This window comes from Micromonospora sp. DT81.3 (assembly GCF_049847225.1).
GTDB lineage: Bacteria > Actinomycetota > Actinomycetes > Actinomycetales > Microbacteriaceae > Microbacterium.
In genome coordinates this window covers 214,909-238,553 of record NZ_JBNCNY010000003.1, presented here as the reverse complement: position 1 = coordinate 238,553, position 23,645 = coordinate 214,909, and the positions used below count along the sequence as shown (strand labels likewise).

The following is a 23,645-nucleotide window of genomic DNA, read 5'->3' as shown; positions in this document are numbered from 1 at the left end:
CCATGCTTCGGCGCACCATCGCGCGCACGCGCACCTTCTGGGGAGACGTCTACGACGATGAGCGGGGCGACGTCCCCGGGTGGGTGCTCATCACGCTTATGACCGCGGGTCTGGTCGTCGTGATCTGGGCGCTCGCGGGTCCCGCCCTGGCCGGCGTCTTCGAGCAGGCGATCGCGCGCGTGTCGGGCTTCTAGGCGTGCGGCGCCTGTGGGAGGCGCTCGCGAGGGAGACCCACGACGAGCGCGGTTCGAGTCCCGTCGAGTTCGTGCTCGTGGGGACTCTCCTGACCGTGCTGACGCTCGCCGTGCTGCAGCTGGGCCTCGCGATCTACGTGCGCAACGTCGTTCACGACGCGGCGGTCGAGGGAGCGCACCACGCCGCCCTCGCGGACACCTCGCTCGCCGAAGGCAGCGCGCGCACGCGGGAGATCGTGGCGAGGACCGTCGGCTTGGAGTACGCGGGAGACGTCTCGGTGCGGCAGAGCCACTCGTTGGAACACGAGAGCGTCGAGGTCACCGTCGTCACGACCCTGCCCCTCGTCGGTCTGCTCGGGGCTCCCCGCTCTCTGGAGGTGACGGCTCATGCGCCGGTGGAATCGCTGGAGTAGCCGGCTGCGGAACGCCGCATCTGGCGAGGTAGGGTCCGCGGCGCTCGAGTTCATCACCGTAGGGGTGCTCATGCTCGTCCCACTGGTCTACCTGGTGGTCGCGCTCGGCCAGATCCAGGGTCAGGCGCTCGGCGCGGAGGCCGGCGCGCGACACGTCGCGCGGGCGATCGCCTCGGCACCGGATGCCGCGGCGGCGACGGCCCGGACGGATGCCGTGCTGCGCTCCGTCGTCGGCGAGTATGGCATCGATCCCGATGAGGTGAGGCTGTCGCTTTCCTGCCGGCCCGCGGGATCGGTATGCCCGGAGGCGGGCTCGACGGTCGTGGTCACGGTCTCGACCCGCGTCGCGCTGCCGCTGATCCCTTCGGTGCTCGGGCTCGAATCGCTCGCGAGCGTTCCGGTGGAGGCATCCGCCGCCCACAAGGTGTCGCGGTTCTGGGGTTCCGAGTGATGCTGCGCCCGCGCGTGTCGGACCCGGATGAGGAGGGCAGCATCCTGCTCCTCACGCTCGGCTATGCGATGCTCGCCATCGTCGCGATCCTGGTGTGCGTGAACGCGACGAGCCTGTACCTCGCGCAGAAGCGGCTCGACTCGCTGGCGGATGCCGCGGCGCTGGCCGGCGCCGACGGGTTCAGCATCGGCATGTCGGGCGGGGAGCCGCATGCCGAACTGCGGGACGACGCGGTGTTCACGCAGGCGAGCGAGATCGTCGATGCCGTCGGCGACGGCGCGATCCTCGTCTCGGCCGGCACACCCGACGGGCTCTCCGCCCGCGTCTCGGTCGCGACCGTGTGGCAGGCCCCGATCGTCTCGCTGTTCGTGCCGGAGGGTGTGCGGCTCGCTTCGACAGCGACGAGCCGCACCGCTCTGCGCTGAACCACTGGTGGTGCCCTAGGCGTCCGCGCTACCATCGGGCCTACGTCGTTTTCATTGTTCGAAAACCGAGTCCCCACATGCTTGCTCGCGCGCGCCTCGTCCTCCTCGCAGGGGCATCCATCGTTGTGTCCGGCTTGTTCGGTGCGTCGTCAGTGATGGCGACCGCGAATGAGCGAGCGACTGACTTGTCGAGTTCGAGCACCGCACTCGAGGTGTCTTCGGGGATCGCGCCCACCGGGGCGGTCGCCGGCGTGTCCACAGGGATGGCCGCTTCCAGCGCCTCGACGCCCGTTTATCGGTTCTACAGCCCCACCTTTCAGGGACACTTCTACACCGCGGACCCCGTCGAGCGGGACACGATCATCAGGCAGTGGTCAAGCGACTGGACCTACGAGGGTGAGCGCTACAGCGCGTTCACGACGCAGGTCGCCGGCACGGTGCCGCTGTACCGGTTCTGGAGCGACCAGCTGCGCGGACACTTCTACACGGCCGACCAGGGGGAACGCGACCACGTCATGCGAACGTGGGCGGCAACCTGGTCGTATGAGGGCGTCGCCTACTACGTCTACCCGGCCGGCTCCGGTGCGCCGAACACGGTTGCGGTGAGCCGATTCTGGGGTCCGGGGGTTCAGCACCACTTCTACACGGCGGACGCGACAGAGCGCGACACGGTGATCTCTAGGTGGCCGAACGTGTGGAGCTTCGAGGGCGAGCGGTTCCGTGTGCCCTTGCCCGGCAATCCGGTCGAGCCGTCGGTCCTCACGCAGACCCAGCAGAACGCGGTCGCTCTCGCCAAGGAGTATCTGAAGTACCTGAGCTTCTCGCGCCTCGGGCTCATCGAACAGCTGGGGTACGAGGGGTTCAGCACGGCTGACGCCACGGTCGGCGTCGACCACGCTGGGGCCGACTGGAGATCCGAGGCCGTCGAGGGTGCCTCTCTCTACCTCGACGAGTGGAGCTTCTCGCGCTCGGGGCTGATCGAGCAGCTGGAGTTCGAGAGCTTCAGCACCGCTGACGCCACGTACGGCGTGGACCACGCCGGCGCCGACTGGAACGCGGAGGCGGCGGAGGGCGCCGCTTGGTACATGCAATCCTCGAACTACACCCGTGATGCGCTGCGCGCCGCACTGGTCCGCGACGGCTTCACTCCGTCACAGGTCGAATTCGGACTGGACTCGGTCGGCTACTGACCGATCGAGTGTGGAGCCTGACGATCTCCTGGGCTAGACGCCGCTGACCATCCTGCTCGACCGAACCACGCGCGAGGGTCGAGCCCCCGTCAGCCCGCGAGCGTCAGCAGCCCGTGCTCCTGCACGAGGTCCAGCGCCAGCACCTTGTAGCCCTGCTCGCCGAAGAAGACGGTGAGTCGGTCGTCCTCGACATCCACCACGCTCCCGCGGCCCCACTCGATGTGCTCCACGGCAGCGCCGGCGGGGAATGGAACGGAGAACTCGTTCACGACGATCTCGTCCGCCGTTCCGGCGCGGCACGTGTCGCAGTGCCCGCAGGGCTCCGGCAGGTTCTCGCCGAAGTAGCCCAGCAGTACCCGCCGACGGCAGTCGCGCGTCTCGGCGTAGCGGCGCATCACCTCGACGCGCGACTCCTCGATGCGCTGCCGGCGCTCGGCCGCCTCCTCCGCGGCGACCACGGCATCGTCCGCATCGAGCGGGCCCATCGTCTCCGCGCCATCGCGCGTCAGACGCACCGACCCGCCCTCGACGAGCTGATTGACCAGCGCGGTGACGCTCCGCGTCGATACGCCGAGCTGTGCGGCGAGATCCTTGCCGCGCAGCGGCCCTCGTGCCGCGGCCAAGACGGTGTAGGCCCCGCGCAGCCGGACGGCATCCGTCCCCCTCGCAGCGAAGTACTTCCGCAGACCGAGGTCTTCCGAGCGGTAGAACAGCACTGCCGACGCCGCCTCGCCATCGCGGCCGGATCGACCGATCTCCTGGTAGTAGGCGTCGAGCGACTCGGGGACGGACGCGTGCACCACGAACCGCACGTCCGGTTTGTCGATCCCCATCCCGAACGCGTTGGTGGCGACGACAACGTCGGATGCCCCGTCGAGGAACGCCTCGTGCACGCGAGCTCGCTCACGGGCCGAGAGCCCCGCGTGGTAGACGTCGGCGCGCATGCCGCGGGCCGAAAGCTCCGTGCCGTACTCCTCGGCCTCGCGTCGGGTCGCCGCGTACAGCAGACCGGGGCGTGGCAGGCTCGGCACCAGCTCGAGGACGGCATCCCGCTTCTCGCTCTCCGAGGTGGCTCGCCGCACGTCGAGGTCGATGTTGGGACGGTCCACGCCGTGGACGACGACCAGCGGATCCTTCAGGGCCAGCCGCTCGATGATCTCCACCCGCACCGGTTCCGCCCCGGTCGCGGTCAGCGCCACGGTGGTGGGGTTGCCGAGCGCGTCGCGGACTTCGCCGAGGCGCAGGTAGTCGGGACGGAAGTCGTGGCCCCAGCTGGCGACGCAGTGCGCCTCGTCGACCACGAAGAGGGTGATCCGCAGCGTCGCCAAGCGACGGAGGACGTCATCCTTCGCCAGCTGCTCGGGGGCGAGGAAGACGAACTCCGTCGCTCCGCTCTCCAGCGACTCCCAGGCCTCCTCGGTCGCGCGCTCGCCGAGGGTCGAGTTGATCGCGACGGCCCGCGGGGCGTTCGGATGCTCGCTGAGCTGATTGAGCTGGTCGGCCTGGAGGGCGATGAGCGGCGAGACGACGATCGTGATGCCGTCCCGCAGGATGCCGGCGAGCTGGTAGATCGCGGACTTGCCGCCTCCGGTAGGCAGCACCGTGAGCACGTCGCGGTCCTCGAGCAGGGCGGAGATCGACTCTTCCTGTCCACCCCGCAGGCTCGGCCACCCGAAGACTTCCTGCGCTGTCCGAGTGATGGGCGAGTGCGGCACGTGAAGGCTCCTTCCCGCCCGGGGGAGGGCGACGGTCCATCCTCCCTGATCGCATTTCCCGTGCGGACGGGATTGACAAGACTGTGGAGAAACCCGTTACAGCCCGAGCTCCGCCATCCAGTCGTTGCGCAGCACTCCTCGGGGGTCGAACCGCTCCCGCAGCGCGGCGAAGTCCGACCACCGCGGATACAGCCGGCCGACGTCGCGCCCGACGAAGAGCTTGCCCCAGTGCGGGCGCGCGTCGAACGGCGCGAGCGCCGCCTCGAGGTCGGGAAGGAACGCCTCGACCCCCGGCTGGTCGGGCAGCCATGTGAAGTGCAGGCCGACGGCATCCGTCTCGTACGACGAGCTCAGCCACAGGCCATCCGACGCCACCGTGCGCACCTCGCACACCTGCAGCAGCGGCGATATGCGCCCCGCGAGCGACCGGAGGGTGCCGAGAGCCTCGACCGCGAAGCGCCGCGGCACGAGGTATTCGGACTGCAGCTCCTCGCCGTTGGAGGGCTGGAAACCCATGCGGAAGTGCGGCAGCCGGTCGAGCCAAGGCCCGGCGGAGCCCTGCTGCGGCGTGCAGTTCACGGCAGAGACACCGGGCAGTGGATGCCGGTCCTCCGGCGCCGGCCGCGCACCGAGCACCTCGTCGGGCACCGTGCCGCCGGCGTCCACCCGCGCCTTCATCCAGAGCTGGTCGACGACGTCGGCGTCCCGCCAGGTCGTGAACATGCTCGTGCTGTAGCCGAGCGCGGTGACGGCATCGAGGTCCGCGAGCACGCCGTCCCACGGCAGTCCTTCGAACACGGTCTGCGCGATCTCGAACGACGGCACGATGTCGAGGTCGATCGCGACCATCACGCCGAGGGCGCCCAGCGAGACGACCGCCCCTTCGAAGTCCGCGTCGCCTCGTTTGAGGGAGTGCAGGTCGCCGTCCGGTGTGACGAACTCGACGCGGGCGACGGATGCCGCGAGCGAGGGAACGCGGTCGCCCGAGCCGTGTGTTCCCGTTGCCACGGCGCCGGCGACGGAGATGTGGGGGAGGGAAGCGAGGTTCGGCAGGGCCCAGCCCGCCGCCTGGAGTTCGGCGGCGAGGTCGCCGTAGCGCGTGCCGGCCGACACCCGCACGAGCCTCTGGTCGGCGAAGATGTCGGCGACCGACGGCAGTGCGGACACGGAGACCAGCGTGCTGTGCGTGTCGGCGATGCGGTTGAAGGAGTGCCGAGTGCCGAGCGCGCGTACTCGCGAGGCGCCCCGCAGCACATCGGCGAGCGCCTCCACGCTCGTCGGTCGTGCGATCTCGGTCGCCGAGTAGGCGAGATTTCCGGCCCAGTTCGTTCCCACAGCGGTCGTCATGGTTCCACTCTTTCATCATCCGGCGGACCGGCGTCGGCACCGGTGCGAGGCACGAACATGGGAACCCATCGGACGAAGGCGCCGGCGCCCAGCAGGCCGACCACTCCGACCAGCCCGGTGGCGAGGGCGAGCGAGAACGCGGCCGTCAGGCCCGCGACCACAAGCGGGGTGACCGCCCCACCGGCATCGGTCAGCGTGCGCCACGATCCGAGGAAGGGGGCAGGGTCCTCCCGCGGCGCGACGTCAGCGCCGAGGGTCAGCAGGATGCCGGAGGACAGGCCGTTTCCGACGCCGAGGATCATCGCGAACACCCCGAACCACAGGTCGGCGGTCGGCAGGTCGTGCGTGAACGCGAGGGCGAGGAACCCCAGTCCCATCAGCACCATCGCCGGCAGCGCCGCCCAGAGGCGGCCGAATCGGTCCATCACCTGGCCGCTCGCGTAGAAGAGGGCGAAGTCGATGGCGCCCGAGAGCCCGACGATGAGCGCGATCGTCGACGCGTCCAGGCCGATCGACACGCCCCAGAGCGGGAGCACGAGCTGGCGCGCAGATCGCACGGCCGACAGCGAGGCGGCCGCGAGGCCGAGTCGAGAGAGGAGGCGGCGGTACTCCCACATCGTGCGGAAGACCCCGGCTCCGGGTTTCAGGGCGCGACCCAGGCCGGACGTCGGGATGGAGCCTGTGACCGGCTCGCCCGTGTCTTCGACGGAGGCTCGAGCCCCGGCATCCGCCCCGTTCACGACCTTCTCCGGGTCGGGCCCGAGAAGTACGAGCGCCACGGTGGCGATCAGGCACACCCCGAAGAACCAGATGGCGGCGTGCTCGTCGCCGAAGAGCGCCAGCAGCCCGGCAGCGACGAACGGACCGATGAACATGCCGAGCCGGAAGGTGCCGCCGAGCAGCGACAGGGCACGGGCGCGGAAGCCGAAGGGCACCCGCGTCGTCATGAAGGAGTGCCGTGCCAGGCCGAAGGCGGCGGCGCAGAAGCCGATGACGAACACGGATGCTGCGAGCACGCCGATGTGCGCCGCGAAGATCATGCCCGCCACGCCGGCGAGGCAGACGACCCCCGCGATCGCCATGGTCAGGCGTTCGCCGATGCGGGCGACCGCCCACCCCGCCGGAAGATTGCCGCAGAGCTGGCCGACGACGAGGGCCGAGGCGACGAGCGCCGCGGTGGCGATGTCGGCGCCAAGCTGCGCGGCGAGCACCGGCAGCAGCGGGATCACCGCGCCCTCGCCGACCGCGAACAGCAGGGTGGGACCGTAGATCATCGGCGCGAACCGGCGGAGGACGGTCGTCGCGCTGTCGGTCACGAGCATCCACGTTAGTCTGGAGTGTCATGCTCGAACTCGATCTCTCCGCCGACATCCAGGCGCTTCGCACCACGTTCCGCGACATCCGCGAGGTGGTCGATGTCGAGCGCCTCCAGGGTGAGATCGCCCGTCTCAGTGAGGAAGCCGGTGCGCCGGACCTCTGGGACGACACCGATAAGGCTCAGAAGGTCACGAGCGCGCTGAGCCACCGCCAGTCGGAGCTCGCGAAGATCGAGAGCATCGAGTCGCGCCTCGATGATCTCGATGTGCTCGTCGAGCTCGCGAACGAGATGGGCGACGAGGACTCCGCCGACGAGGCTCGCAAGGAGCTGGCAGAGCTCGAGGACATCATCGGCCAGCTCGAGGTGCAGACGCTGCTCGACGGCGAGTACGACGATCGTCCCGCTGTCGTCACCATTCGGGCGGGTGCGGGCGGGGTGGATGCCTCCGACTTCGCCGAGATGCTGCTGCGGATGTATCTGCGCTGGGCCGAGCAGCACAAGTACCCGGTCACGATCATGGACTCGTCCTACGCGGAGGAGGCGGGCATCAAGTCCGCCACGTTCGAGGTCGACGCCCCCTACGCCTTCGGCACCCTGAGCGTCGAAGCAGGCACGCACCGCCTCGTGCGGATGAGCCCGTTCAACTCGGCCGGCAAACGGCAGACGTCGTTCGCCGCGGTCGAGGTGATTCCGCTGCTCGACGAAGCCGTCGAGGTGGAGATCCCCGAGTCGGACCTGCGCGTGGACGTGTTCCGCTCGTCAGGTCCAGGCGGGCAGTCGGTCAACACGACCGACTCCGCCGTGCGCCTGACGCACCTTCCCACCGGCACCGTCGTGTCCATGCAGAACGAGAAGTCGCAGATCCAGAACCGTGCCGCCGCGATGCGCGTGCTGCAGTCGCGCCTGCTGATCCTCCAGAAGGAGCAGGAAGCCGCGATCAAGAAGGACCTCGCGGGCGTCATCACCGCGAGCTGGGGCGATCAGATGCGCTCGTACGTGCTCGCGCCGTACCAGATGGTCAAGGACCTGCGCACGGATCACGAAGTCAACAACCCGTCCGCCGTCTTCGACGGCGACCTCGACGGCTTCATCTCCGCGGGCATCCGCTGGCGCAAGCGCCCCACCGACGACTGAGCGACGTTCCGTTCCAGACCGGGTCCCGCTCCCTGAGCCTGTCGAAGGGTCGCGCGGGCAGGGACGCCTCGACAGGCTCGGTGAGACCGGGAGTGAGTGCCGGATGCCGCCGCGTTGGGTGTCGCTGGGCCACGAGTCGCGTGGCGAGAATAGGCTCGTTCAGCCATGATCCGCTTCGAAAACGTCACCAAGAGGTATCGCGGCACCGTACGGCCGGCGCTCGACGACGTCGACTTCGAGGTGCAACGGGGCGAATTCGTCTTCCTCGTCGGGCCCTCCGGATCGGGAAAGTCCACGTGCCTGCGCCTGATCCTGCGCGAGGACACCCCCAGCTCCGGCCGCGTCGTCGTGCTCGGCCGTGACCTGCGCACCCTCTCGAACCGCCGCGTCCCGTACTTCCGTCGGCACATCGGTGCGGTGTTCCAGGATTTCCGGCTTCTCCCGTCGAAGACCGTGTTCCAGAACGTGGCGTTCACCCTGCAGGTGATCGGGTCCTCCCGCGGCTTCGTGCAGCAGGCCGTACCCGAAGCGCTCCGCCTTGTCGGCCTCGAGGGCAAGGAGAAGCGGTTCCCCCACGAGCTCAGCGGCGGCGAGCAGCAGCGCGTGGCGCTTGCGCGAGCCCTGGTGAACCGGCCGCAGGTGCTGCTCGCCGACGAGCCGACCGGCAACCTCGACCCGGGCACGTCCGTCGACATCATGCAGCTGCTGGCCCGGATCAGCGCCGGTGGCACCACCATCCTCATGGCGACGCACGAGGCCGGCTTCGTCAATCAGATGCAGCGCCGCGTGATCGAGCTGAGCGATGGCCAGATGGTGCGCGACGAGCGCCACGGCGGATACGGCGACACGTCCGCGATCCCGAGCCTCACCCCGCTCGTCGAGCGCGGAGCCGCCAGCGTCGCGGCTCTCACCGCGGTGCTCGAGGTGCAGCGCGAGGTGCTCGCCACCGACTCCGTGCAGCTGGCCGCGGCATCCACCATTCGCGAGCCCGAGGTCGAGGCGCTGCACCACCAGCCGGATCTGATGGAACCCGATCCCGAGCCGGAGACCGAGGCGGAGGCGATCCGAGAGGCCGAGGCATCCCCCCCGATGCACACCGGCCCGGTGGCCCTGCCGCAGATCGCCGACATCGAACTCGCGGATCTCGGCGTCGCCGATCGGCTCGGCCTGTCCGGGCACGACGACGAGGAAGAAGTGGGGCCGACCACATGAGGTTCGGTCTGATCGCGTCGGAGGTCTTCACGGGTCTTCGCCGCAACGCGTCGATGGTCATCTCTGTGATCCTCGTCACCTTCGTGTCGCTGACGTTCGTCGGCGCGGCGATCCTGATGCAGGCGCAGATCGGCACGATGCGCGACTTCTGGGTGGATCGTGCCCAGGTCGCGGTCTACATGTGCACGTCGGTCTCGACCGAGGACACGTGCGTCGGCGGAGAGGCGACCGATCAGCAGGTCGCCGAGGTGGAGGCTGCGCTGCAAAGCCCGACGCTCGCGCCACTGATCCAGAACGTGCGCTTCGAGACCCACGAGGAGGCGTACGCGAACCTGATCGAGCTGCTCGGCGACGACTACGCCGACGTCATCACGCCCGAGCAGGTGAACGAGACATTCTGGGTGAACCTGCGCGACCAGACGCAGTCCGATGTGCTCATCGAGGCGTTCAGCGGAACCGCCGGCGTCGAGGAGGTCGCTGACCAGCTCCAATACCTGGAGCCGCTCTTCTCGGCGCTCACCGTCGCCACCTACATCGCGGTGGGCATCGCCGCGCTCATGCTGATCGCCGCGGTACTGCTGATCTCGACGACCATTCGGCTCTCCGCATATGCCCGCCGCAAAGAGATCGGCATCATGCGCCTGGTGGGCGCATCCAATCGCTTCATCCAGACCCCGTTCGTACTCGAGGGCGTCTTCGCCGCCCTGATCGGGTCCGTGCTGGCCAGCGCGGCGATCGTCGCCGGCGTGCAGTTCGGTGTCAACGACTATCTGCGGCAACGGGTCGATTTCGTCACCACCTGGATCGATCTCACCGACGCGGTGCTCGTCATCCCCGTTCTGATCGGCATCGGCGTCATCCTCGCCGCGCTGTCCGCGGGCTTCGCGATCCGGCGCTGGCTGCGCGCGTAGTCCTGGCATCCGTGTCGGCATCCACGCCCGCGTCCCGGCCTTCATCCGCGCGTCCGGGCCTGCATCCCCCACCGCGGTGGGCCAGCTGCCGGCTCGCGTCGGTCCGTGAGCCGGGCTCGCGTCGGTCCCTGAGCCGGCTCGCGTCGGTCCCTGAGCCGGCTCGCGTCGGTCCCTGAGCCGGCTCGCGTCGGTCCCTGAGCCTGTCGAAGGGTAGACTGAACGGCTGTCGTGCGCCCGCACGGAGAGGATCCGTCCTCGCAGCAAGCCATCAGGAGTCGTCATGCCCCGGGAACGCGGAGAGAACGTCGTCGCGACGAACCGTCGGGCGCGCCACGAATACAACATCGAGAAGACGTATGAGGCGGGTCTCGTGCTCACGGGCACGGAGGTGAAGTCGCTTCGCCAGGGGCGAGCCAACCTGTCCGACGGCTACGCGTACATCGACGGGGGAGAGGCGTGGCTGGATGCGGTGCACATCCCCGAGTACTCCCAGGGGCATTGGACGAACCACGCCACCAAGCGCACCCGCAAGCTGCTGCTGCACAAGGACGAGATCATCAAGCTCAGCCACGCGGTGTCGGCCGGCGGCTACACGCTCGTGCCGCTGAAGCTGTACTTCTCGGACGGCCGGGCGAAGGTCGAGATCGCGATCGCCAAGGGCAAGCACGAGTGGGACAAGCGCCAGACGCTCCGCGAGCGTCAGGACAAGCGCGAGGCCGAGCGTGCCATGCGCTCCCGCAACCGAATGGGCGAGTAGCGCTTCTCGGCGAGCGACCGGATGCCGCGGCATCCGGCGCGCATCAACTTCGGACTATCGCGCCTCCATCGGCGCGGAACGGCCAAGCCGTCCGAAGTAGGTGACATTCTCCGAAGTCGGTGCGCCGGTGAGGCTCGCGGACGCGTGGCGCGACGCACTTCGTCTCGCTTCGCTCGCTCAGTGACCGGGGGGCGTGAAGACCGGAGCCCTCTCGCTCGCTCAGTGACCGGGGTCGGCCTAGCGGACGACCGGCTCGATCGCCGTCTCCGCTACGGCGGCATCGGTGAAGGCGGTGCGAGGAACGAAGGCCAGAGCCGCAGCGGCGACGAGGGCCGTGACGCCGCACACCATCCACACGGTGAAGTAGCCGCTCAGCGAGCCCGCCGTCCCATCACCCGCGGCGCCCGAGACACCCTGCAGCAGCGCGATGCCGAAGACGCACGAGGCGATCGCGCCGCCGACGGTCTTGACCGAGTTCGTCAGCCCCGTGGCGACGCCGGTCTGCGATGCCGGAGCAGCGGATGCCGCGGCCGCCGGCAGGGCGGCGACCAGTGCGCCCGACCCCAGGCCCACGACGACCATGTTCGTGATGACCTGCCCGTAGGTCTCATGGAACGGAAGGAACATCAGGAATCCGACACCGACCAGGATCGACGCCCCGATCAGCGTCAGCCGAGGCGCGGTGAGCCGCGCGATCACCGGGAACAGCAGCGCACCCACGATCATCGCGATCAGGTAGATGCCGATGATGAGCGAGGTGGCGAACCCCGACGTTCCGAGCCCATACCCGTACACCGCCGGGTCGGTCCGCGCGAAGGTCGACAGCGGCGCTTGGGCTCCCAGGACCGAAACGCCGAACAGCCCCGCTGTGAGGAACACCGGCCCCAGCGCCGGTGACCGGAACATCCTCACGTCGATGAGCGGATCCTGGTGGCGCAGCTCCCACAGAGCGAACGGCGCCACCAGCGCAAGCCCGAGTCCGACGGTCGCCCACGACCACGGGTTGCCGAGCCCGCCGTCGAGGCGCAGCAGACTGAGCCCGCCGGTGAAGCAGATGAGCGCCAGCGAGATGAGCACCAGCCCCACGGTGTCGAACACGCCGCCGGTGGGCTCCGGCGACTCCTTCACTCCGAACAGGATCACGAAGAAGCAGACCACGATCAGCACCGCGGGCACGAGCAGCACGACCGTCAGCGGCAGGGAGTCGATGAGCGCGCCGCCCGCGAGCGCTCCGACGATCGCCCCGACCTCCAGGGCCGCCACCAGCAGTCCGGCCGCGCGCGCCGTGATCACCGAGCGCCCTTCCATCCGGCGCGATCGCGACCAGATCAGGGCGATCTCCAGCGGGAGCCACACGACGTAGAACCCCATCAGCGCCCACGCGACGAGGAACACCGCGAAGGAATCCGTGAACGGCAGCACCAGCGCCGCGGCTCCGGTCAGTGCCGTGGAGATCAGCAGCATCCGCTTGTGGCCGACCATGTCGCCCAGCTTCGCGAACGCCGGCACGACGAGCGCCGAGAGCATCAGCTGCGCGCCCTCGAGCCAGTTGACGTCGGCGTCGTGGATGCCGAGGTGCCGGGCGATGTCGGTGAGCATGGGCGTGTAGTAGCCCTGCAGAACGCCGCTCGTGAACTCGACGAAGGCGAGGAAGCCGACGACGGTCGCGAGAGTGCCAAGAACGGCGCGCTTCATCGCGGCTCCTTCTGAACGGATGTTTCGGGTGCGATCACTGTAGCCGCTGCCCGACCGCCCGAGTGGCGTACAGGCGTCATCCTGTGGATCGGATCAGGGCAAGCGCCGGAGCAGTGCTCGCTGGAACCGTTCCCCCCGTTCCAGGGAGGCGATCTCGACCCGTTCGTCGACGCCGTGAATGGAAGCCCGCTGCGCCTTGGACATCTCCAGCGGCGCGAACCGGTACACCGCCGGGGAGAAGCGGTGGAAGTGGCGCGAGTCGGTCGCCGCCATCATCACGTAGGGCACCGTTGCGGCTTCCGGATACGACGTCTTCACGGCGTCGACGATCAGCGCGAACTGAGCGTTGTCGGTGGGCGATTCGGGCGACGGCTCGCTCGCCTCGACCACCGTCACCTCGACGAGGGGATCCGCGATCCGGCGCTTCACTCGCCGCAGCGTGCCCTCGACCGTCTCGCCGATCGCGATCCGAAGATTCAGAACAGCGGATGCCTGTGAAGGAAGCACATTCGCGGCGGTGCCGCCGTGCTGCATGGTCGCCGCCACGGTCGTGCGCACGAGCGCCGCCGCCTCGCCGCCCATCCGGGAAAACGCCCTCGCGGTCAGCCAGGGGAACGTCGCCAGCGTGCGCAGCAGCGTCTGCTCCGGGCCTCTGGCGCGGTTCGCGAACAGGCTCAGCATCCGTGTGATCGCCGGGGGCGTCCGCGCCGGGAAGGTGCTGGGCCCGAGCCGGTCGACGGCCCGGGCGATGCGCCCGACGGCCGTCACGGGAGGCGGCGCCGACGCATGTCCGCCTTCGCCCCGAGCCGTCAGGCGCAGGGTCAGCACGCCCTTCTCGCCGACGCCCACCATCGCGGCGTCGCCGAGCGCGAAGGGCAGCGGTGCGTCGACGACGGCGCCGCCCTCGTCGAGCACGAGCCACGGCACGATCCCGCGGTCCTCGAGTGTGGCCGCGATCCGCTGCGCCGCCGCGCCGTAGATCTCCTCGTTCCCGCCGAACGACAGATAGACGTCGCGCGCGGGGGTGAAGTCCTCCGCGAGCAGGTTCTCCACCGCATCCATCACCACCGCGAGGGGACCCTTGTCATCGAGCGCTCCGCGCCCGAAGACCCAGCCGTCCTCGATCCGGCCCTCGAACGGCGGGAAGGTCCAGTCGTCCGACTCGTCGACGGGCACCACGTCGTAGTGCGCCATCAGCACGACCGGCTGGGCGGATGCCTCGTGCCCGGCCCATCGGAAGAGCAGGCCGAAGTCCGTGATGCGCTCGAGCGTGAGGCGCTCGTGCACGAGCGGGTAGAGCTCGGCGAGCAGGCGAGCGAAGTCCTCGAAGAGCTCCGGTCCACGGGCGTCGAGCTCGGCACTCACGGTCGGCAGCCGAATCATGCGCGACAGGCGTTCACCGATGCCCGGGCGTGCCGTGTGTGCCTCCGATGATGGCGCGGTCGCCGGCATCCGCGTCAGCTGGCCGTGAAACGCGCCTCGACGGCGGCGCTCACGACGATCGGCTGCGGCTCGAACTCGAGCGCCGGCGTTCCGGACATGTCGGATGCCATCATGGCCCGCATCATCTTGGGCGAGCCCGGTGCCGACTCCTGGCCCGCCTTGCTCAGCAGGCCCACATCCGCGATCTCGAGGGCGGTGACGCTGCCGAGGCCGATGGCGGCGGCGTAGGCGGTGGCGCGGTCGACGGCGACCTGCACGGCCTGGCTCGCGACATCCCGTTCGGTGGCCTTGGAGGTCTCGGGCGTGAGCTCCCACGTGACGCCGTCGACGGTGATGCCCTCGCGCTCCGACACCTTGGTGACCCACTCGGACAGGGCCGCGAAGTCGCTGAACTCGGCGCGCGCGCCGACGCTTGCGTGGTGCACGAGGGCGAGGCGCTTGCCGTCCTGGCTCCAGGGGCGGTCGGACCAGATCGAGACCCGATCGCTCGACCATCGGATCAGCGCGCCGCTTGCTTCGAGTGCCTGCAGCTCTTCACGCAGCTGCAGCGAGAGGGTGGACGCGTCGGTCATGACCTGCTCGCGCTTCGGGCCGTCCAGGCGGACGGAGACGCGTGCGACGCCGACCTCGGCGGGGATGCGGTTCTCGTGCTCGCCGCGAACGGCGATGGTTACTTCACTCATGGAAGGGACTCTACGCGCGGCGATGCGGAATGGTCTGGCTGCGGCATCCGTTGTAGACTGTGATGCTTGACACCGAAAGGTGCGAGCTGACAATTCAACAGCGCGTGACAGCGGCCTCTGCAAGCAGAGGAACTCATGGGGATGATCGGTTTCGACAGCGCCTGAGCTCCTGCGAGAAGCGGGCCGAGGATGCAGGGTTATCTCGTAAACGATCTCTGCAAACCAATAAGTGCCAATTCCAAGCGCACTGAGTTCGCCCTCGCCGCCTAGGCGAGCCTGAACTCCGTCAGACCGTAGGTGTTCCCGCTACGGACCCTGGCGTCATCTAGGGGACTTGCTGAGAAACGGCGTCTGGACGCTTCTCGGGACTTTTTCCAGACTGGGCCTGTCGACCTGGATGCCTGTGGCAAAGGTCGGGGCCGAGCAGAACGTCAGCACAGGCTACGCCCGTAGAAGGCGCAGAGACACAGCGTTGGACGGGGGTTCGATTCCCCCCATCTCCACCACTCCGCCGTCACGGCGAACAAGGCCCGGCCCCTCATTGGGGTCGGGCCTTTGTCGTGCCTCCGATCCACCCCGGCAGCGCCAGATGTCAGGCTGTCGGGATGAGTGCTCTGATCATCTGCTGGAACCGCGACAAGTGGGATGGATGGGACACACCGTACGATGCCATTGCCGAGGCGATGCGAGATCCCGCCTTCCGGTATGTGTGCCGTTGGTCTGTCGGCGCCCGCCGCACCGTGACTGTCGGCACGGACGCGTGGCTGCTCAGACAGGGACGGATCCGAGGGCTCATCGGTCACGGACGCGTGCTGACCGAGCCGGTCGAGGGCCCTCATTTCACGGATCCGGGGAAGACCCGCCGCTACGTACTCGTCGAATTCGACACGCTGCTCGATGAATCCGACGTCATTCCCGCTGATCTCCTACAGGCGGTCGTGCCGCAGGTTGCGTGGGCGTTCCAATTCCAGTCCGGCAACTCGGTACCGGGTGATGCGGAGTCTCAGCTGCTCGAACTGTGGACGGATGCCACGGGTCGCGCGATCATGAACTGAATTGCCGGATGCCGTGAGCGATGCCCTCACACCGGGAGCGTTCCATCCGCCCACAGGTCATCCATCGTGATCGGCCGGCCGAGGATGCTCGACGCCGCGCGATGGCCGGAACCGATGGCGGCGGCGACGGTCGCGGGGTCGTCCGTCCACGTCGCTTCGCCGGCGATGTGAAGCACGCCGCCGACGGGCGCCGCCAGGGCCTCGTGGTCCATCGTCGTCGAGCCCACCGTCATGTACGCGTAGGAGCCGCGCGCGAAGGGATCGCCCTGCCAGTCGGTGACGTGCACGCGGGTGGGTTCTGCGACGGCGCTGCCGAAGAGACGCCGGAGCTGCGAGAGCACGGAGTCGACCAGCCGCTCCTCGCTCCAGTCCCGCGTCTCCACGGCGGCCGGTCCCGCGGCGAAGGTCAGCAGGGTCGGTGTTCCGTGCAGAGGAGTGAGGTCGTACCAGGAGTGCCACCAGCGGCCTTCGGAGCCCTGCTGGCGGATCGCATAGACGCCGTCATCCCAGAACTTCGTCGGGAATCGTAGGACGACCTTCTCGAAGGCGTTCATTCTCAGGCGACTCAAGGCACCGGCGTTGGGCTCGGGAAGCGGCGGCTCGATCACGAAGTCCTCCGACTGCAGCACCCCGACGGGCACCGTCACCACCGCGGTGTCCGCCGTGAAGATGCCGCGATCCGTTGTCACGGTCACACCGTCTGCGGCCCGGCGCACGCGGGACACGACGTGCTGCACGCGGACCTCGAGTCCAGCCGCGAGCTGTGCGGTAAGCACGTCGTAGCCATCCGGGAACACGACCTCGTCACCTTCGATGGAGTCGTCGTCGAGGCCATGCGCTGCGAGGTCCTCGATCCAGGCCCCGTACTGCTCCTCCGACCGGTGCTCCAAGTACTCGCGGACGCGCTGGGTGCGCTCCTCGTCCCAGCCCTGGGCGGCGAGCGCCGCCTCTGTGACATCGCGGTAGGAAGCATCCGGAGCCGACTCGGCGACGACGTCGAGGAGCGTGGCGTCGAGGGTGTGGATGTCGTCCGCGAAGCGCCGGGCGGCAGAATCCGAGAGTCGCTTGCCGTCCGGGCCGTAGTAGGCGATCGGGCGACTGTCGGGCTGGTAGCCGCCGACCGTGAACTCGACCATGCGCATGCCGAACGCCTCGGCGGCCGAGGCGACGGGGGAGTCGGTGATGCCATGGATCCAGGACGCGCCGAGGTCGGTCACGAGCCCGTCCGTGCGCTCGGTGTAGACGCGGCCGCCCGCGCGGTCGCGCGCCTCGAGCACGACGACGCGGCGGCCGGCCTTGGCGAGCAGGCGGGCGGCGGTGAGGCCCGCCACGCCCGCGCCGACCACGATCGTGTTGAAGTGATCCATCGACCAGCCTTCCGCTCTGGCACACGGTGCACCGTGTGCTCTGAACGCTAGCGACCGGAGCGCGACTCTGCGAGCCGACGCCCGGCGAGTGCACCGCGTTTCGTCTCGCGCAGCGGTTCTTGAGCGAGGACGCTTCGTCTCGCGCAGCGGTCCCTGAGCAAAGACGCTTCGTCTCGCCTCGCTCGCTCAGCGACCGGCTCCGCGACGAAACGAAGGGCGCTCAGCGACCGGTGTGGTCCGCCCGCCTGCGACGGCAGGACTCTGAATCTCGGGCCTCGAACGCGATTGGATGCCGAAGCGGTCTAACCTTTTCGAGGCTCGAGTCGTCGGCCGCGGTTCTATCGAGAAGGAGCATCACATGCGCGCACTCATCCACTTCACATTCGGCGACCCGACTGAAGTGCTCGAGGTCGCCGATCGCCCACTGCCCGAACCCGGTGCGGGCCAGGTGCGGGTGCGCACGCTGCTCTCGCCCATCCACAACCACGACCTCTGGACTATTCGCGGCAGCTACGGCTTCACGCCCGAGCTGCCGGCGGCATCGGGCAGCGATGCGGTCGGCATCGTCGACGCGTTGGGCGAGGGCGTCGAGCAGCTGCGGGTGGGCCAGCGGGTCGCCGGCGGCACCTTCGGTGCCTGGGCCGAGTACTACGTGGCACACGCGGCAGGGCTCGTGCCCGTGCCGGACTCGATGGCCGACGAGACCGCCGCACAGCTGCTCTCGATGCCGTACAGCGCGCTCGCCCTGCTCCACACCCTCGACATGAAGCCCGGCGAGTGGATCGCGCAGAACACAGCGAATGGGCTCGTCGGCAAGCTGGTCGCGCAGTTCGCTCGATCCCGCGGGATCCGTGTGCTCGGCCTGGTGCGGCGGGACGCCGCCGTCGACGAGCTGGCGGCTCTCGGCATCGGCGACGTCGTCTCCACCGAGAGCGCCGACTGGCGCGATCGCGTCGCGGAGATCCTCGACGGAGCGCAACCGCGCGCGGCGGTGGACTCCATCGGCGGCACGGCGGCCGGAGACCTGCTGTCCCTCCTCGGCGAGGGCGGCACGCTGGTGTCGTTCGGCGCGATGGGATCGGAGACGCTGCAGCTGTCCGCGGGCGACCTCATCTTCAGGCAACTCACCGTGAAGGGGTTCTGGGCCAGCACCATCGGCAGGACGATGGATGCCGCCACGCGGGAAGTCCTGTTCTCTGAGCTGCTTCAGCGCGTCGGGTCCGGCGAGATCGCTCTGCCGGTGGAGGCGGTGTACCCCTTCGAGGAGGCTCGGGCCGCCGCTGCCGCGAGCGCCGTGCCGGGGCGGGCGGGGAAGATCCTGCTGCGATTCTCGTCCTGACGACGAGAATCGCGTCGTCATGCCGCTTCAACGGCGCGCGGCGAGCTCCTGTGTGCCGAGCACCGAGAGGAGGCGTAGCAGGTCGTAGCTCTCCGTTCCCGGCGTCGCTGTGAGAACGAGCAGGGTCTGGCCCTGCTCCGGGTCGACCAGGAACTGGCACTGCAGCTCCATCACCCCGACCTCTGGATGCTGCACGCGCTTCTCTCGCGGGTGGTTGCTGCGCACGTCGTGGGTTTCCCACAGCGCCGCGAACTCGGGACTCTCCGCGAGCAGCGCCCGAACCATCGCGCTGGCGCGCGAGTGCTCACCGTGCTTCGCATAGACCGTACGGATGTCGGCGGTGAACGCCCGCGAGTGCATCGGGTGGTCCTCTGCGGGGTATACGTCGCGCACCGACAGGTCCATGAACCACCGGAAGCCGACGCTGCGCATGAGCCCCTCGTAGCGCGTCTCGTCCCCGAAGAGTGCTCGCGCGGCTGGTGTCTGAGCGAGGGTCTCACCGAGCTCCGTCATCACCTGCGCGGGCGTGTCCGCGAGGCGATCGAGCACGCGCATGATCCCGGGGGAGATGTGGTCGCTGCGCAACGCCCGCACCGGCGCGGTGTGCCCAGCGAGCCGGAACAGGTGGTCCCGCTCATCCAGCGTGAGCCGCAGTCCGCGGGCCATGGCGGCGAGCATCTGCTCCGACGGCTGCGGACCGCGGCTCTGCTCCAGCCGGCTGTAGTAGTCGACCGACATGTCGCAGAGCGCGGCGACCTCCTCGCGGCGAAGGCCGGAAGTGCGTCGGCGGGAGCCGCGCCGCAGGCCGACATCCTCCGGCTGCAGCGCCTCGCGGCGACGACGCAGGAAGTCTGCCAGCTGTGCTTTGTCCATGAGGTGAGTCTCCGAGATCGATGAGTCGGGAACAAGGGATCGATGGTCCCTGGCTGCGCCGCCTTCGGCAAGCTCCTACCTGTGCACGCCGCGACGCGCTCAACCCGCGACCTTCACGCCGACGAGGCGCTCCGACAGATCCCAGATGCGGCGCGCGCCCGCGTCATCCTGCAGTCGCGAATACACGCGCTGCTCGGCCGGCAGGCCACTCAGGTGCTGGAACCCCTTGGGACCGTAGAGGCGCCCACCGGCGGCATCCGGGCTCGCCGCGGCATACACGGCCGACAGCGCGGCCGACGCCGGAGTGCCGACGAGGATGCCGAGCCGTGACATCGCGCGGATGACCTTGACGGCTCCCGTGTCCTGCGCGCGGCCCATCCCGGGCTGGGCGGCGAGCAGATTGGTCGGGGTGATGCCCGGGTGCGAGAGATTACTCCGGATGCCCCAGCCCGCGGCATCCGACCGCCGTTGCAGCTCCATCGCGAACAGGCCGAAAGCGATCTTGGAGGAGCTGTACGCCTTCATAGGGTCGTAACCGCGTTCCCAGCTGAGGTCGTCCCAGTTGATCGCACCCTGGTCGGCCGCGAGGCTGACCTGGCTCGTCACGCGTGCGTTGCCCGCGGTCAGCAGCGGCAGCAGGCGGGCGACGAGCGCGAAGTGACCGAGGTGATTGGTCGCGAACTGCAGCTCGAACCCGTCGTCGGTCGACCTGCGCGTCGGCGGGGTCATGACTCCGGCGTTATTGATCTGGATGTCGATTGCTCGTCCCTCCGCGAGGAGCTGGTCGGCGAGCGATGCGACCGACTCGAGCGACGACAGATCGAGTGGGCGGATGCGGATGCCGGCGCCGGGCGTCCGCTCCCGGATGCGGGCGGCCGCCGCCTCACCCTTCTCGGGATTCCGGACCGGCATGAGGATGTCGGCGCCGGCACGGGCGAGCCGGGCGGCGATCTCGAATCCGACGCCGTCGCTTGCGCCGGTCACGAGCGCGAGCCTTCCGGTGAGGTCGGGGACGGGAATGTCGAGGGTCTTCGGCATGAGGGGCAGCTCCTGGTCAGGTGGGATTGCCTCTATGGTCGATCGTTCACCCGGGGGAGATTCAGGGCCCGGTTACCCAGGGATCGCCGATCCGTGTCTGGGTGTGGATAACGTCAGACGGCACGCGCGCCACCCCCTAGATTCGATGCAGGGCCCGCATCCCCCCCAGCGGGCCGGATCTGGAGACCCTCGCACATGGATCTGTTCGGACTCATCGGCATCGCAGTCGCTGTCGGAGTCATCCTCTTCATCGCGCTGCTCGGATTCCTTCTGTTCCGAGCCTGGTACCAGGTGCCGAAGGCCGACGAGGCCATCGTCATCGTCGGAAAGAAGGCCCGCGACAGCACCGAGGGCGAAGCCAACAAGATGACCGTCATCAGCGGTCGCGGCGCGTTCGTCAACAAGCTGACCCAGCGCTCCGACAAGGTGTCGCTTCGGTCGCGGCAGATCAAGTTCGAGCCGACCGCGCAGACCATCAACGGCGTGACGATCGACCTGACCGGGGTCGCCCTGGTGAAGATCGGCTCCACGCCCGACCAGGTTCGCCGTGCGGCCGAGCGCTTCGCGTCTCAGGACGAGGCCATCGTCATCTTCACGACCGAGCAGCTCGAGGGCGCGCTGCGCGGCGTCGTCGCCAAGCTCACTGTCGAGCAGGTCATGCAGGACCGCCAGAAGCTCAGTGACGAGATCGCCGAGGGCATCTCCGGCGACCTGCTGTCACAGGGCCTCGTGCTGGACTCGTTCGCCATCCAGGGCATCACCGATAAGAACAACTACATCTCCGCGCTCGGCGCGAAGGAGGTCCAGCGCGTCAAGCGCGAGGCGGATGTCGCGGAGATCGACGCGACGCGCGAGGTGAAGAAGCGCCAGCTGGCCGCCGACGAGGCGAACCTGATCGAGCAGACCGCGCTCGACAAGAACAGCGCGGCCGCGAAGTCCGAGGTCGGGCGAGCCAACGCGCAGGCCGAGCAGGCCGAGAACCTCGCCCGCGCCGAGGCCGAGCAGGGTGTGCTTCTGCAGGAGGCGAACAACACGCAGGCACGACTGGATGCCGAGGTGAAGAAGGTCGCCGACGCCGACAAGTACAAGCAGCAGACGTCGGCCGATGCCGAGGCGTACCGGCAGCAGATCGCCGCGGATGCCGAGGCCTACAAGCGCGAGAAGAACGCCGAGGCCGACCGCAAGGTGGCCCAGACGAAGTCCGACGCGGAGGCGTACGCGGTGAAGGCACAGGCCGAGGCCCGCGAGGCCTCCGCTTCGGCCGAGGCGGCGGCGGTGCGGATGCAGGCGGAAGCCGAGGCTGCCGCGGTCCGTGTGAAGGCGGAGGCCGAAGCCGAATCCATCCGCCTCCGCGGTAACGCCACGGCCGAAGCCGTCGCCGCTGAAGCGGCCGCGCTCCGCGAGAACCAGGACGCGATCCTGGCCAGGGAGGTCATCGGCCAGCTGCCGCAGCTGATGGCGGAGTTCGCCAAGGGCTACGACAAGGTCGGCAACATCACCCTCATCGGCGGCGACAGCGCGGGCACCCACCTCGCCCGTGAGCAGTCGGCGAGCCTCACCGCGACCTTCGAGAGCGTGAAGGCCGCCACGGGACTCGACCTCGGTGCCGTCATCCAGGGGCAGGCCCTCGGTCGCGGTATCGCGGACGGTGCGCAGGCAGCGGGCGCGAACGGTCACGCGGAGGTCGCCAAAGCCTGACCCGCACCCGACGACGGCGGTGGTGGTCCGCGTGAAGGGCCGGCCTCAACGCAGCAGAACGGGCCCGGCATCGATGGGGAACCGGAACAGGTGGTATGGGTACACCCGCAGATCCTCGCCATCCTGATACTTGTCCTGACGGTGCAGCTGGTTGGCGGTGACGTAGAGGTACCCGTCGGTGGCAACAGACATCGTGTCGGGCCAGAGCAGACGCTCGTCGTGCACGAGCGTCTGCAGTTCGCCGCTCGGCAGGCGCCGCAGCACCGCATTGTGCTCCCAGTTCGTTGAGTAGATGCGGCCCTGATCGTCGCTCTCGAGGCCGTCGGCCGCGCCGCCCTTGTCGCCCTCGTCGGCGACGGTGGCCGCGACATCCTCATCCGACATTTCCCGGTCCCGCAGCGCCGAGGTCGCCACGCTGTACCAGCGCCGGGAGATCAGCGGGCAGTACCAGAGGCGCTCACCGTCGTGCGATATCGCAATGCCGTCGGATCCCATCTTCACGGGCTGCGGCGGCTCGCCGGGGGAGCGCTCGGCGAAGACCCGGCCCTCTGCCATCGGCGCCATCTCCGCAAATGGCAGCGCCTTTGTGCTGGGGTGATCGTGCAGCCGCCGCCAGGCCTCACCGGTCGCAAGGTCCACGACGATGATGCCGTTGGGGCCGCTGTCCGAGGAGTCGGTGATGTAGGCGATTCCGCCGCCGCCCTGGCGCAGGTCGAATCGGACGTCGTTGAGATACGTCGTGGGCAGCGCGACGTCCTGCTCGAAGAGGATCGTCTGCGTCAGGGTGTCCGTCGTGAGATCGACGCAGACGAGCTTCGGACCACCCCGCTGCGTCGGTTGGAACATGGGGCTTCCCGTGTCCAGGATCCACAGCCGATCGAGCGGATCCACGACGATGCTCTGCACAGAAACGAGCGCGTCCGGGTCGGCATCCGACCCCGGCTGGTTGTACTGAACGCTCGGATAGGGCACCGGTCGACCGTCGACGAGCTCGACGACCGTCGCCGGCACCTCGTCGCCCCACTTGGGAAAGTTCACGAAGATGCGGCCGGTATGGGAGACGCTGACGCCCGTGGGCATCGGGCCGTCGTCGAAGGTGTGCACCACCTCCAGGGAACCGCGCGCGGTATCCGTGGGCACGGTCGGCCGGCTCGTGCCGTCACCAAGAAATGCGTTGCTCATGGGAGCCTCCTGTCGATCGCCCGAAGCCAAGCTCTTGCACGACGGCGAAGCGAGGGGGTTGACGGCAGCGGCATCCGCGGTGCGCGCCCGCAGTCCTGTGCGACCGGCCCGAGGAGTTCACGCGACCCGTAGCCCACGCCGCGCCCCGGGTCTACCCTCGAACCGAGCCTCCTGGTGGATCGCCTGATCCCGGCTGAGGAGCGAT

Annotated in this window: 22 protein-coding genes and 1 other RNA gene; 13 read left to right on the top strand and 10 right to left on the bottom strand. The window is 68.9% G+C overall.

Annotated features, from left to right (window positions below; genetic code table 11):
- The first annotated feature begins 2 nt into the window (after positions 1–2).
- From ACPW96_RS08905 to ACPW96_RS08885, 5 genes are all read left to right on the top strand, one after another.
- Positions 3–194: a hypothetical protein gene (locus ACPW96_RS08905; protein WP_425820252.1), complete on the top strand. Its 192-nt coding sequence runs from the start codon at positions 3–5 to the stop codon at positions 192–194.
- 2 nt (positions 195–196) lie between these two features.
- A complete protein-coding gene (locus ACPW96_RS08900) occupies positions 197–607 on the top strand; it encodes a TadE/TadG family type IV pilus assembly protein (protein ID WP_425882779.1) in 411 nt (136 codons plus the stop codon).
- A gap of 70 nt (positions 608–677) precedes the next feature.
- A complete protein-coding gene (locus ACPW96_RS08895) occupies positions 678–1,058 on the top strand; it encodes a hypothetical protein (RefSeq protein WP_425882778.1) in 381 nt (126 codons plus the stop codon).
- The gene (locus ACPW96_RS08890) at positions 1,058–1,483 is read left to right on the top strand and encodes a pilus assembly protein TadG-related protein (protein WP_425882777.1); all 426 of its coding nucleotides are present in this window, start codon (positions 1,058–1,060) and stop codon (positions 1,481–1,483) included. The genes ACPW96_RS08895 and ACPW96_RS08890 overlap by 1 nt, the downstream gene beginning before the upstream one ends.
- Before the next feature lie 185 nt (positions 1,484–1,668).
- The gene (locus ACPW96_RS08885) at positions 1,669–2,673 is read left to right on the top strand and encodes an Ltp family lipoprotein (RefSeq protein ID WP_425882776.1); all 1,005 of its coding nucleotides are present in this window, start codon (positions 1,669–1,671) and stop codon (positions 2,671–2,673) included.
- An 89-nt stretch (positions 2,674–2,762) separates the two neighbouring features.
- On the opposite strand, the gene ACPW96_RS08880 is transcribed toward ACPW96_RS08885, so the two are convergent.
- The 3 genes from ACPW96_RS08880 to ACPW96_RS08870 all read right to left on the bottom strand — a co-directional run bounded on the left by ACPW96_RS08880 (position 2,763) and on the right by ACPW96_RS08870 (position 7,057).
- Positions 2,763–4,388 (bottom strand): RecQ family ATP-dependent DNA helicase, encoded by a 1,626-nt coding sequence (locus ACPW96_RS08880; RefSeq protein WP_425882775.1) that lies wholly within the window; start codon positions 4,386–4,388, stop codon positions 2,763–2,765.
- Between the two features lie 96 nt (positions 4,389–4,484).
- Positions 4,485–5,735, bottom strand: coding sequence for an FAD-binding protein (locus ACPW96_RS08875; RefSeq protein ID WP_425882774.1), 1,251 nt, complete (start codon positions 5,733–5,735; stop codon positions 4,485–4,487).
- Positions 5,732–7,057 (bottom strand): MFS transporter, encoded by a 1,326-nt coding sequence (locus ACPW96_RS08870; protein ID WP_425882773.1) that lies wholly within the window; start codon positions 7,055–7,057, stop codon positions 5,732–5,734. The genes ACPW96_RS08875 and ACPW96_RS08870 overlap by 4 nt, the downstream gene beginning before the upstream one ends.
- Before the next feature lie 20 nt (positions 7,058–7,077).
- Here ACPW96_RS08870 and prfB point away from each other — a divergent pair, with 20 nt between their 5' ends.
- The 4 genes from prfB (at position 7,078) to smpB (ending at position 11,067) form a co-directional block, all read left to right on the top strand.
- Positions 7,078–8,187 (top strand): peptide chain release factor 2, encoded by a 1,110-nt coding sequence (gene prfB / locus ACPW96_RS08865; RefSeq protein WP_425820260.1) that lies wholly within the window; start codon positions 7,078–7,080, stop codon positions 8,185–8,187.
- Between the two features lie 165 nt (positions 8,188–8,352).
- On the top strand, positions 8,353–9,399 hold the full coding sequence (gene ftsE / locus ACPW96_RS08860) for a cell division ATP-binding protein FtsE (protein WP_425820261.1): 1,047 nt from the start codon (positions 8,353–8,355) through the stop codon (positions 9,397–9,399).
- Positions 9,396–10,310, top strand: coding sequence for a permease-like cell division protein FtsX (gene ftsX, locus ACPW96_RS08855; protein ID WP_425820262.1), 915 nt, complete (start codon positions 9,396–9,398; stop codon positions 10,308–10,310). Before ftsE ends, ftsX begins: the two co-directional genes overlap by 4 nt.
- Positions 10,311–10,590: 280 nt before the next feature.
- Positions 10,591–11,067, top strand: a complete 477-nt coding sequence (gene smpB, locus ACPW96_RS08850; RefSeq protein ID WP_425820263.1) for an SsrA-binding protein SmpB — start codon at positions 10,591–10,593, stop codon at positions 11,065–11,067.
- A gap of 237 nt (positions 11,068–11,304) precedes the next feature.
- Here the strand turns inward: smpB and ACPW96_RS08845 are convergent, their stop codons facing one another.
- The 3 genes from ACPW96_RS08845 to ACPW96_RS08835 form a co-directional block, all read right to left on the bottom strand.
- Positions 11,305–12,762 (bottom strand): MFS transporter, encoded by a 1,458-nt coding sequence (locus ACPW96_RS08845; protein ID WP_425882772.1) that lies wholly within the window; start codon positions 12,760–12,762, stop codon positions 11,305–11,307.
- Positions 12,763–12,855: 93 nt separating this feature from the next.
- The gene (locus ACPW96_RS08840; protein WP_425882771.1) at positions 12,856–14,127 is read right to left on the bottom strand and encodes a M20/M25/M40 family metallo-hydrolase; all 1,272 of its coding nucleotides are present in this window, start codon (positions 14,125–14,127) and stop codon (positions 12,856–12,858) included.
- A 92-nt stretch (positions 14,128–14,219) separates the two neighbouring features.
- The gene (locus tag ACPW96_RS08835; protein WP_425882770.1) at positions 14,220–14,888 is read right to left on the bottom strand and encodes an SIMPL domain-containing protein; all 669 of its coding nucleotides are present in this window, start codon (positions 14,886–14,888) and stop codon (positions 14,220–14,222) included.
- Between the two features lie 137 nt (positions 14,889–15,025).
- Between ACPW96_RS08835 and ssrA the strand changes: the two genes are divergently transcribed.
- Positions 15,026–15,394: a transfer-messenger RNA gene (gene ssrA / locus ACPW96_RS08830) on the top strand.
- Between the two features lie 99 nt (positions 15,395–15,493).
- Positions 15,494–15,943 (top strand): hypothetical protein, encoded by a 450-nt coding sequence (locus ACPW96_RS08825; protein ID WP_425882769.1) that lies wholly within the window; start codon positions 15,494–15,496, stop codon positions 15,941–15,943.
- A 26-nt stretch (positions 15,944–15,969) separates the two neighbouring features.
- On the opposite strand, the gene ACPW96_RS08820 is transcribed toward ACPW96_RS08825, so the two are convergent.
- Positions 15,970–17,310 (bottom strand): flavin monoamine oxidase family protein, encoded by a 1,341-nt coding sequence (locus ACPW96_RS08820; RefSeq protein ID WP_425882768.1) that lies wholly within the window; start codon positions 17,308–17,310, stop codon positions 15,970–15,972.
- Positions 17,311–17,668: 358 nt separating this feature from the next.
- Here ACPW96_RS08820 and ACPW96_RS08815 point away from each other — a divergent pair, with 358 nt between their 5' ends.
- Positions 17,669–18,649: a zinc-binding dehydrogenase gene (locus tag ACPW96_RS08815; protein ID WP_425882767.1), complete on the top strand. Its 981-nt coding sequence runs from the start codon at positions 17,669–17,671 to the stop codon at positions 18,647–18,649.
- Between the two features lie 27 nt (positions 18,650–18,676).
- Here the strand turns inward: ACPW96_RS08815 and ACPW96_RS08810 are convergent, their stop codons facing one another.
- Positions 18,677–19,522 carry a helix-turn-helix transcriptional regulator gene (locus ACPW96_RS08810; protein WP_425882766.1) on the bottom strand — a complete coding sequence of 282 codons (846 nt, stop codon included), beginning with the start codon at positions 19,520–19,522 and terminating at the stop codon, positions 18,677–18,679.
- A 99-nt stretch (positions 19,523–19,621) separates the two neighbouring features.
- On the bottom strand, positions 19,622–20,560 hold the full coding sequence (locus tag ACPW96_RS08805; RefSeq protein WP_425882765.1) for an SDR family oxidoreductase: 939 nt from the start codon (positions 20,558–20,560) through the stop codon (positions 19,622–19,624).
- Between the two features lie 195 nt (positions 20,561–20,755).
- On the opposite strand from ACPW96_RS08805, the gene ACPW96_RS08800 reads away from it, so the two are divergent.
- Entirely contained in the window at positions 20,756–22,258 is a 1,503-nt protein-coding gene (locus ACPW96_RS08800) for an SPFH domain-containing protein (protein ID WP_425882764.1), read from the top strand.
- A gap of 45 nt (positions 22,259–22,303) precedes the next feature.
- Here ACPW96_RS08800 and ACPW96_RS08795 read toward each other — a convergent pair whose 3' ends face one another.
- Complete coding sequence (locus ACPW96_RS08795) at positions 22,304–23,440, bottom strand: L-dopachrome tautomerase-related protein (protein WP_425882763.1); 1,137 nt, start codon at positions 23,438–23,440, stop codon at positions 22,304–22,306.
- Positions 23,441–23,645: the final 205 nt, after the last annotated feature.

Excerpts from the sequence above, each read along its gene's own strand:
- ACPW96_RS08800 (WP_425882764.1), top strand. The coding sequence starts at position 20,756 with ATGGATCTGTTCGGACTCATCGGCATCGCAGTCGCTGTCGGAGTCATC.
- ACPW96_RS08870 (WP_425882773.1), bottom strand. The coding sequence starts at position 7,057 with ATGCTCGTGACCGACAGCGCGACGACCGTCCTCCGCCGGTTCGCGCCG.
- ACPW96_RS08845 (WP_425882772.1), bottom strand. The coding sequence starts at position 12,762 with ATGAAGCGCGCCGTTCTTGGCACTCTCGCGACCGTCGTCGGCTTCCTC.
- prfB (WP_425820260.1), top strand. The coding sequence starts at position 7,078 with ATGCTCGAACTCGATCTCTCCGCCGACATCCAGGCGCTTCGCACCACG.
- ACPW96_RS08905 (WP_425820252.1), top strand. The coding sequence starts at position 3 with ATGCTTCGGCGCACCATCGCGCGCACGCGCACCTTCTGGGGAGACGTC.
- ftsX (WP_425820262.1), top strand. The coding sequence starts at position 9,396 with ATGAGGTTCGGTCTGATCGCGTCGGAGGTCTTCACGGGTCTTCGCCGC.
- ACPW96_RS08835 (WP_425882770.1), bottom strand. The coding sequence starts at position 14,888 with ATGAGTGAAGTAACCATCGCCGTTCGCGGCGAGCACGAGAACCGCATC.
- ACPW96_RS08810 (WP_425882766.1), bottom strand. The coding sequence starts at position 19,522 with ATGGACAAAGCACAGCTGGCAGACTTCCTGCGTCGTCGCCGCGAGGCG.
- ACPW96_RS08895 (WP_425882778.1), top strand. The coding sequence starts at position 678 with ATGCTCGTCCCACTGGTCTACCTGGTGGTCGCGCTCGGCCAGATCCAG.
- ACPW96_RS08820 (WP_425882768.1), bottom strand. The coding sequence starts at position 17,310 with ATGGATCACTTCAACACGATCGTGGTCGGCGCGGGCGTGGCGGGCCTC.
- smpB (WP_425820263.1), top strand. The coding sequence starts at position 10,591 with ATGCCCCGGGAACGCGGAGAGAACGTCGTCGCGACGAACCGTCGGGCG.
- ACPW96_RS08825 (WP_425882769.1), top strand. The coding sequence starts at position 15,494 with ATGAGTGCTCTGATCATCTGCTGGAACCGCGACAAGTGGGATGGATGG.
- ACPW96_RS08805 (WP_425882765.1), bottom strand. The coding sequence starts at position 20,560 with ATGCCGAAGACCCTCGACATTCCCGTCCCCGACCTCACCGGAAGGCTC.
- ACPW96_RS08795 (WP_425882763.1), bottom strand. The coding sequence starts at position 23,440 with ATGAGCAACGCATTTCTTGGTGACGGCACGAGCCGGCCGACCGTGCCC.
- ACPW96_RS08890 (WP_425882777.1), top strand. The coding sequence starts at position 1,058 with ATGCTGCGCCCGCGCGTGTCGGACCCGGATGAGGAGGGCAGCATCCTG.
- ACPW96_RS08875 (WP_425882774.1), bottom strand. The coding sequence starts at position 5,735 with ATGACGACCGCTGTGGGAACGAACTGGGCCGGAAATCTCGCCTACTCG.
- ftsE (WP_425820261.1), top strand. The coding sequence starts at position 8,353 with ATGATCCGCTTCGAAAACGTCACCAAGAGGTATCGCGGCACCGTACGG.
- ACPW96_RS08815 (WP_425882767.1), top strand. The coding sequence starts at position 17,669 with ATGCGCGCACTCATCCACTTCACATTCGGCGACCCGACTGAAGTGCTC.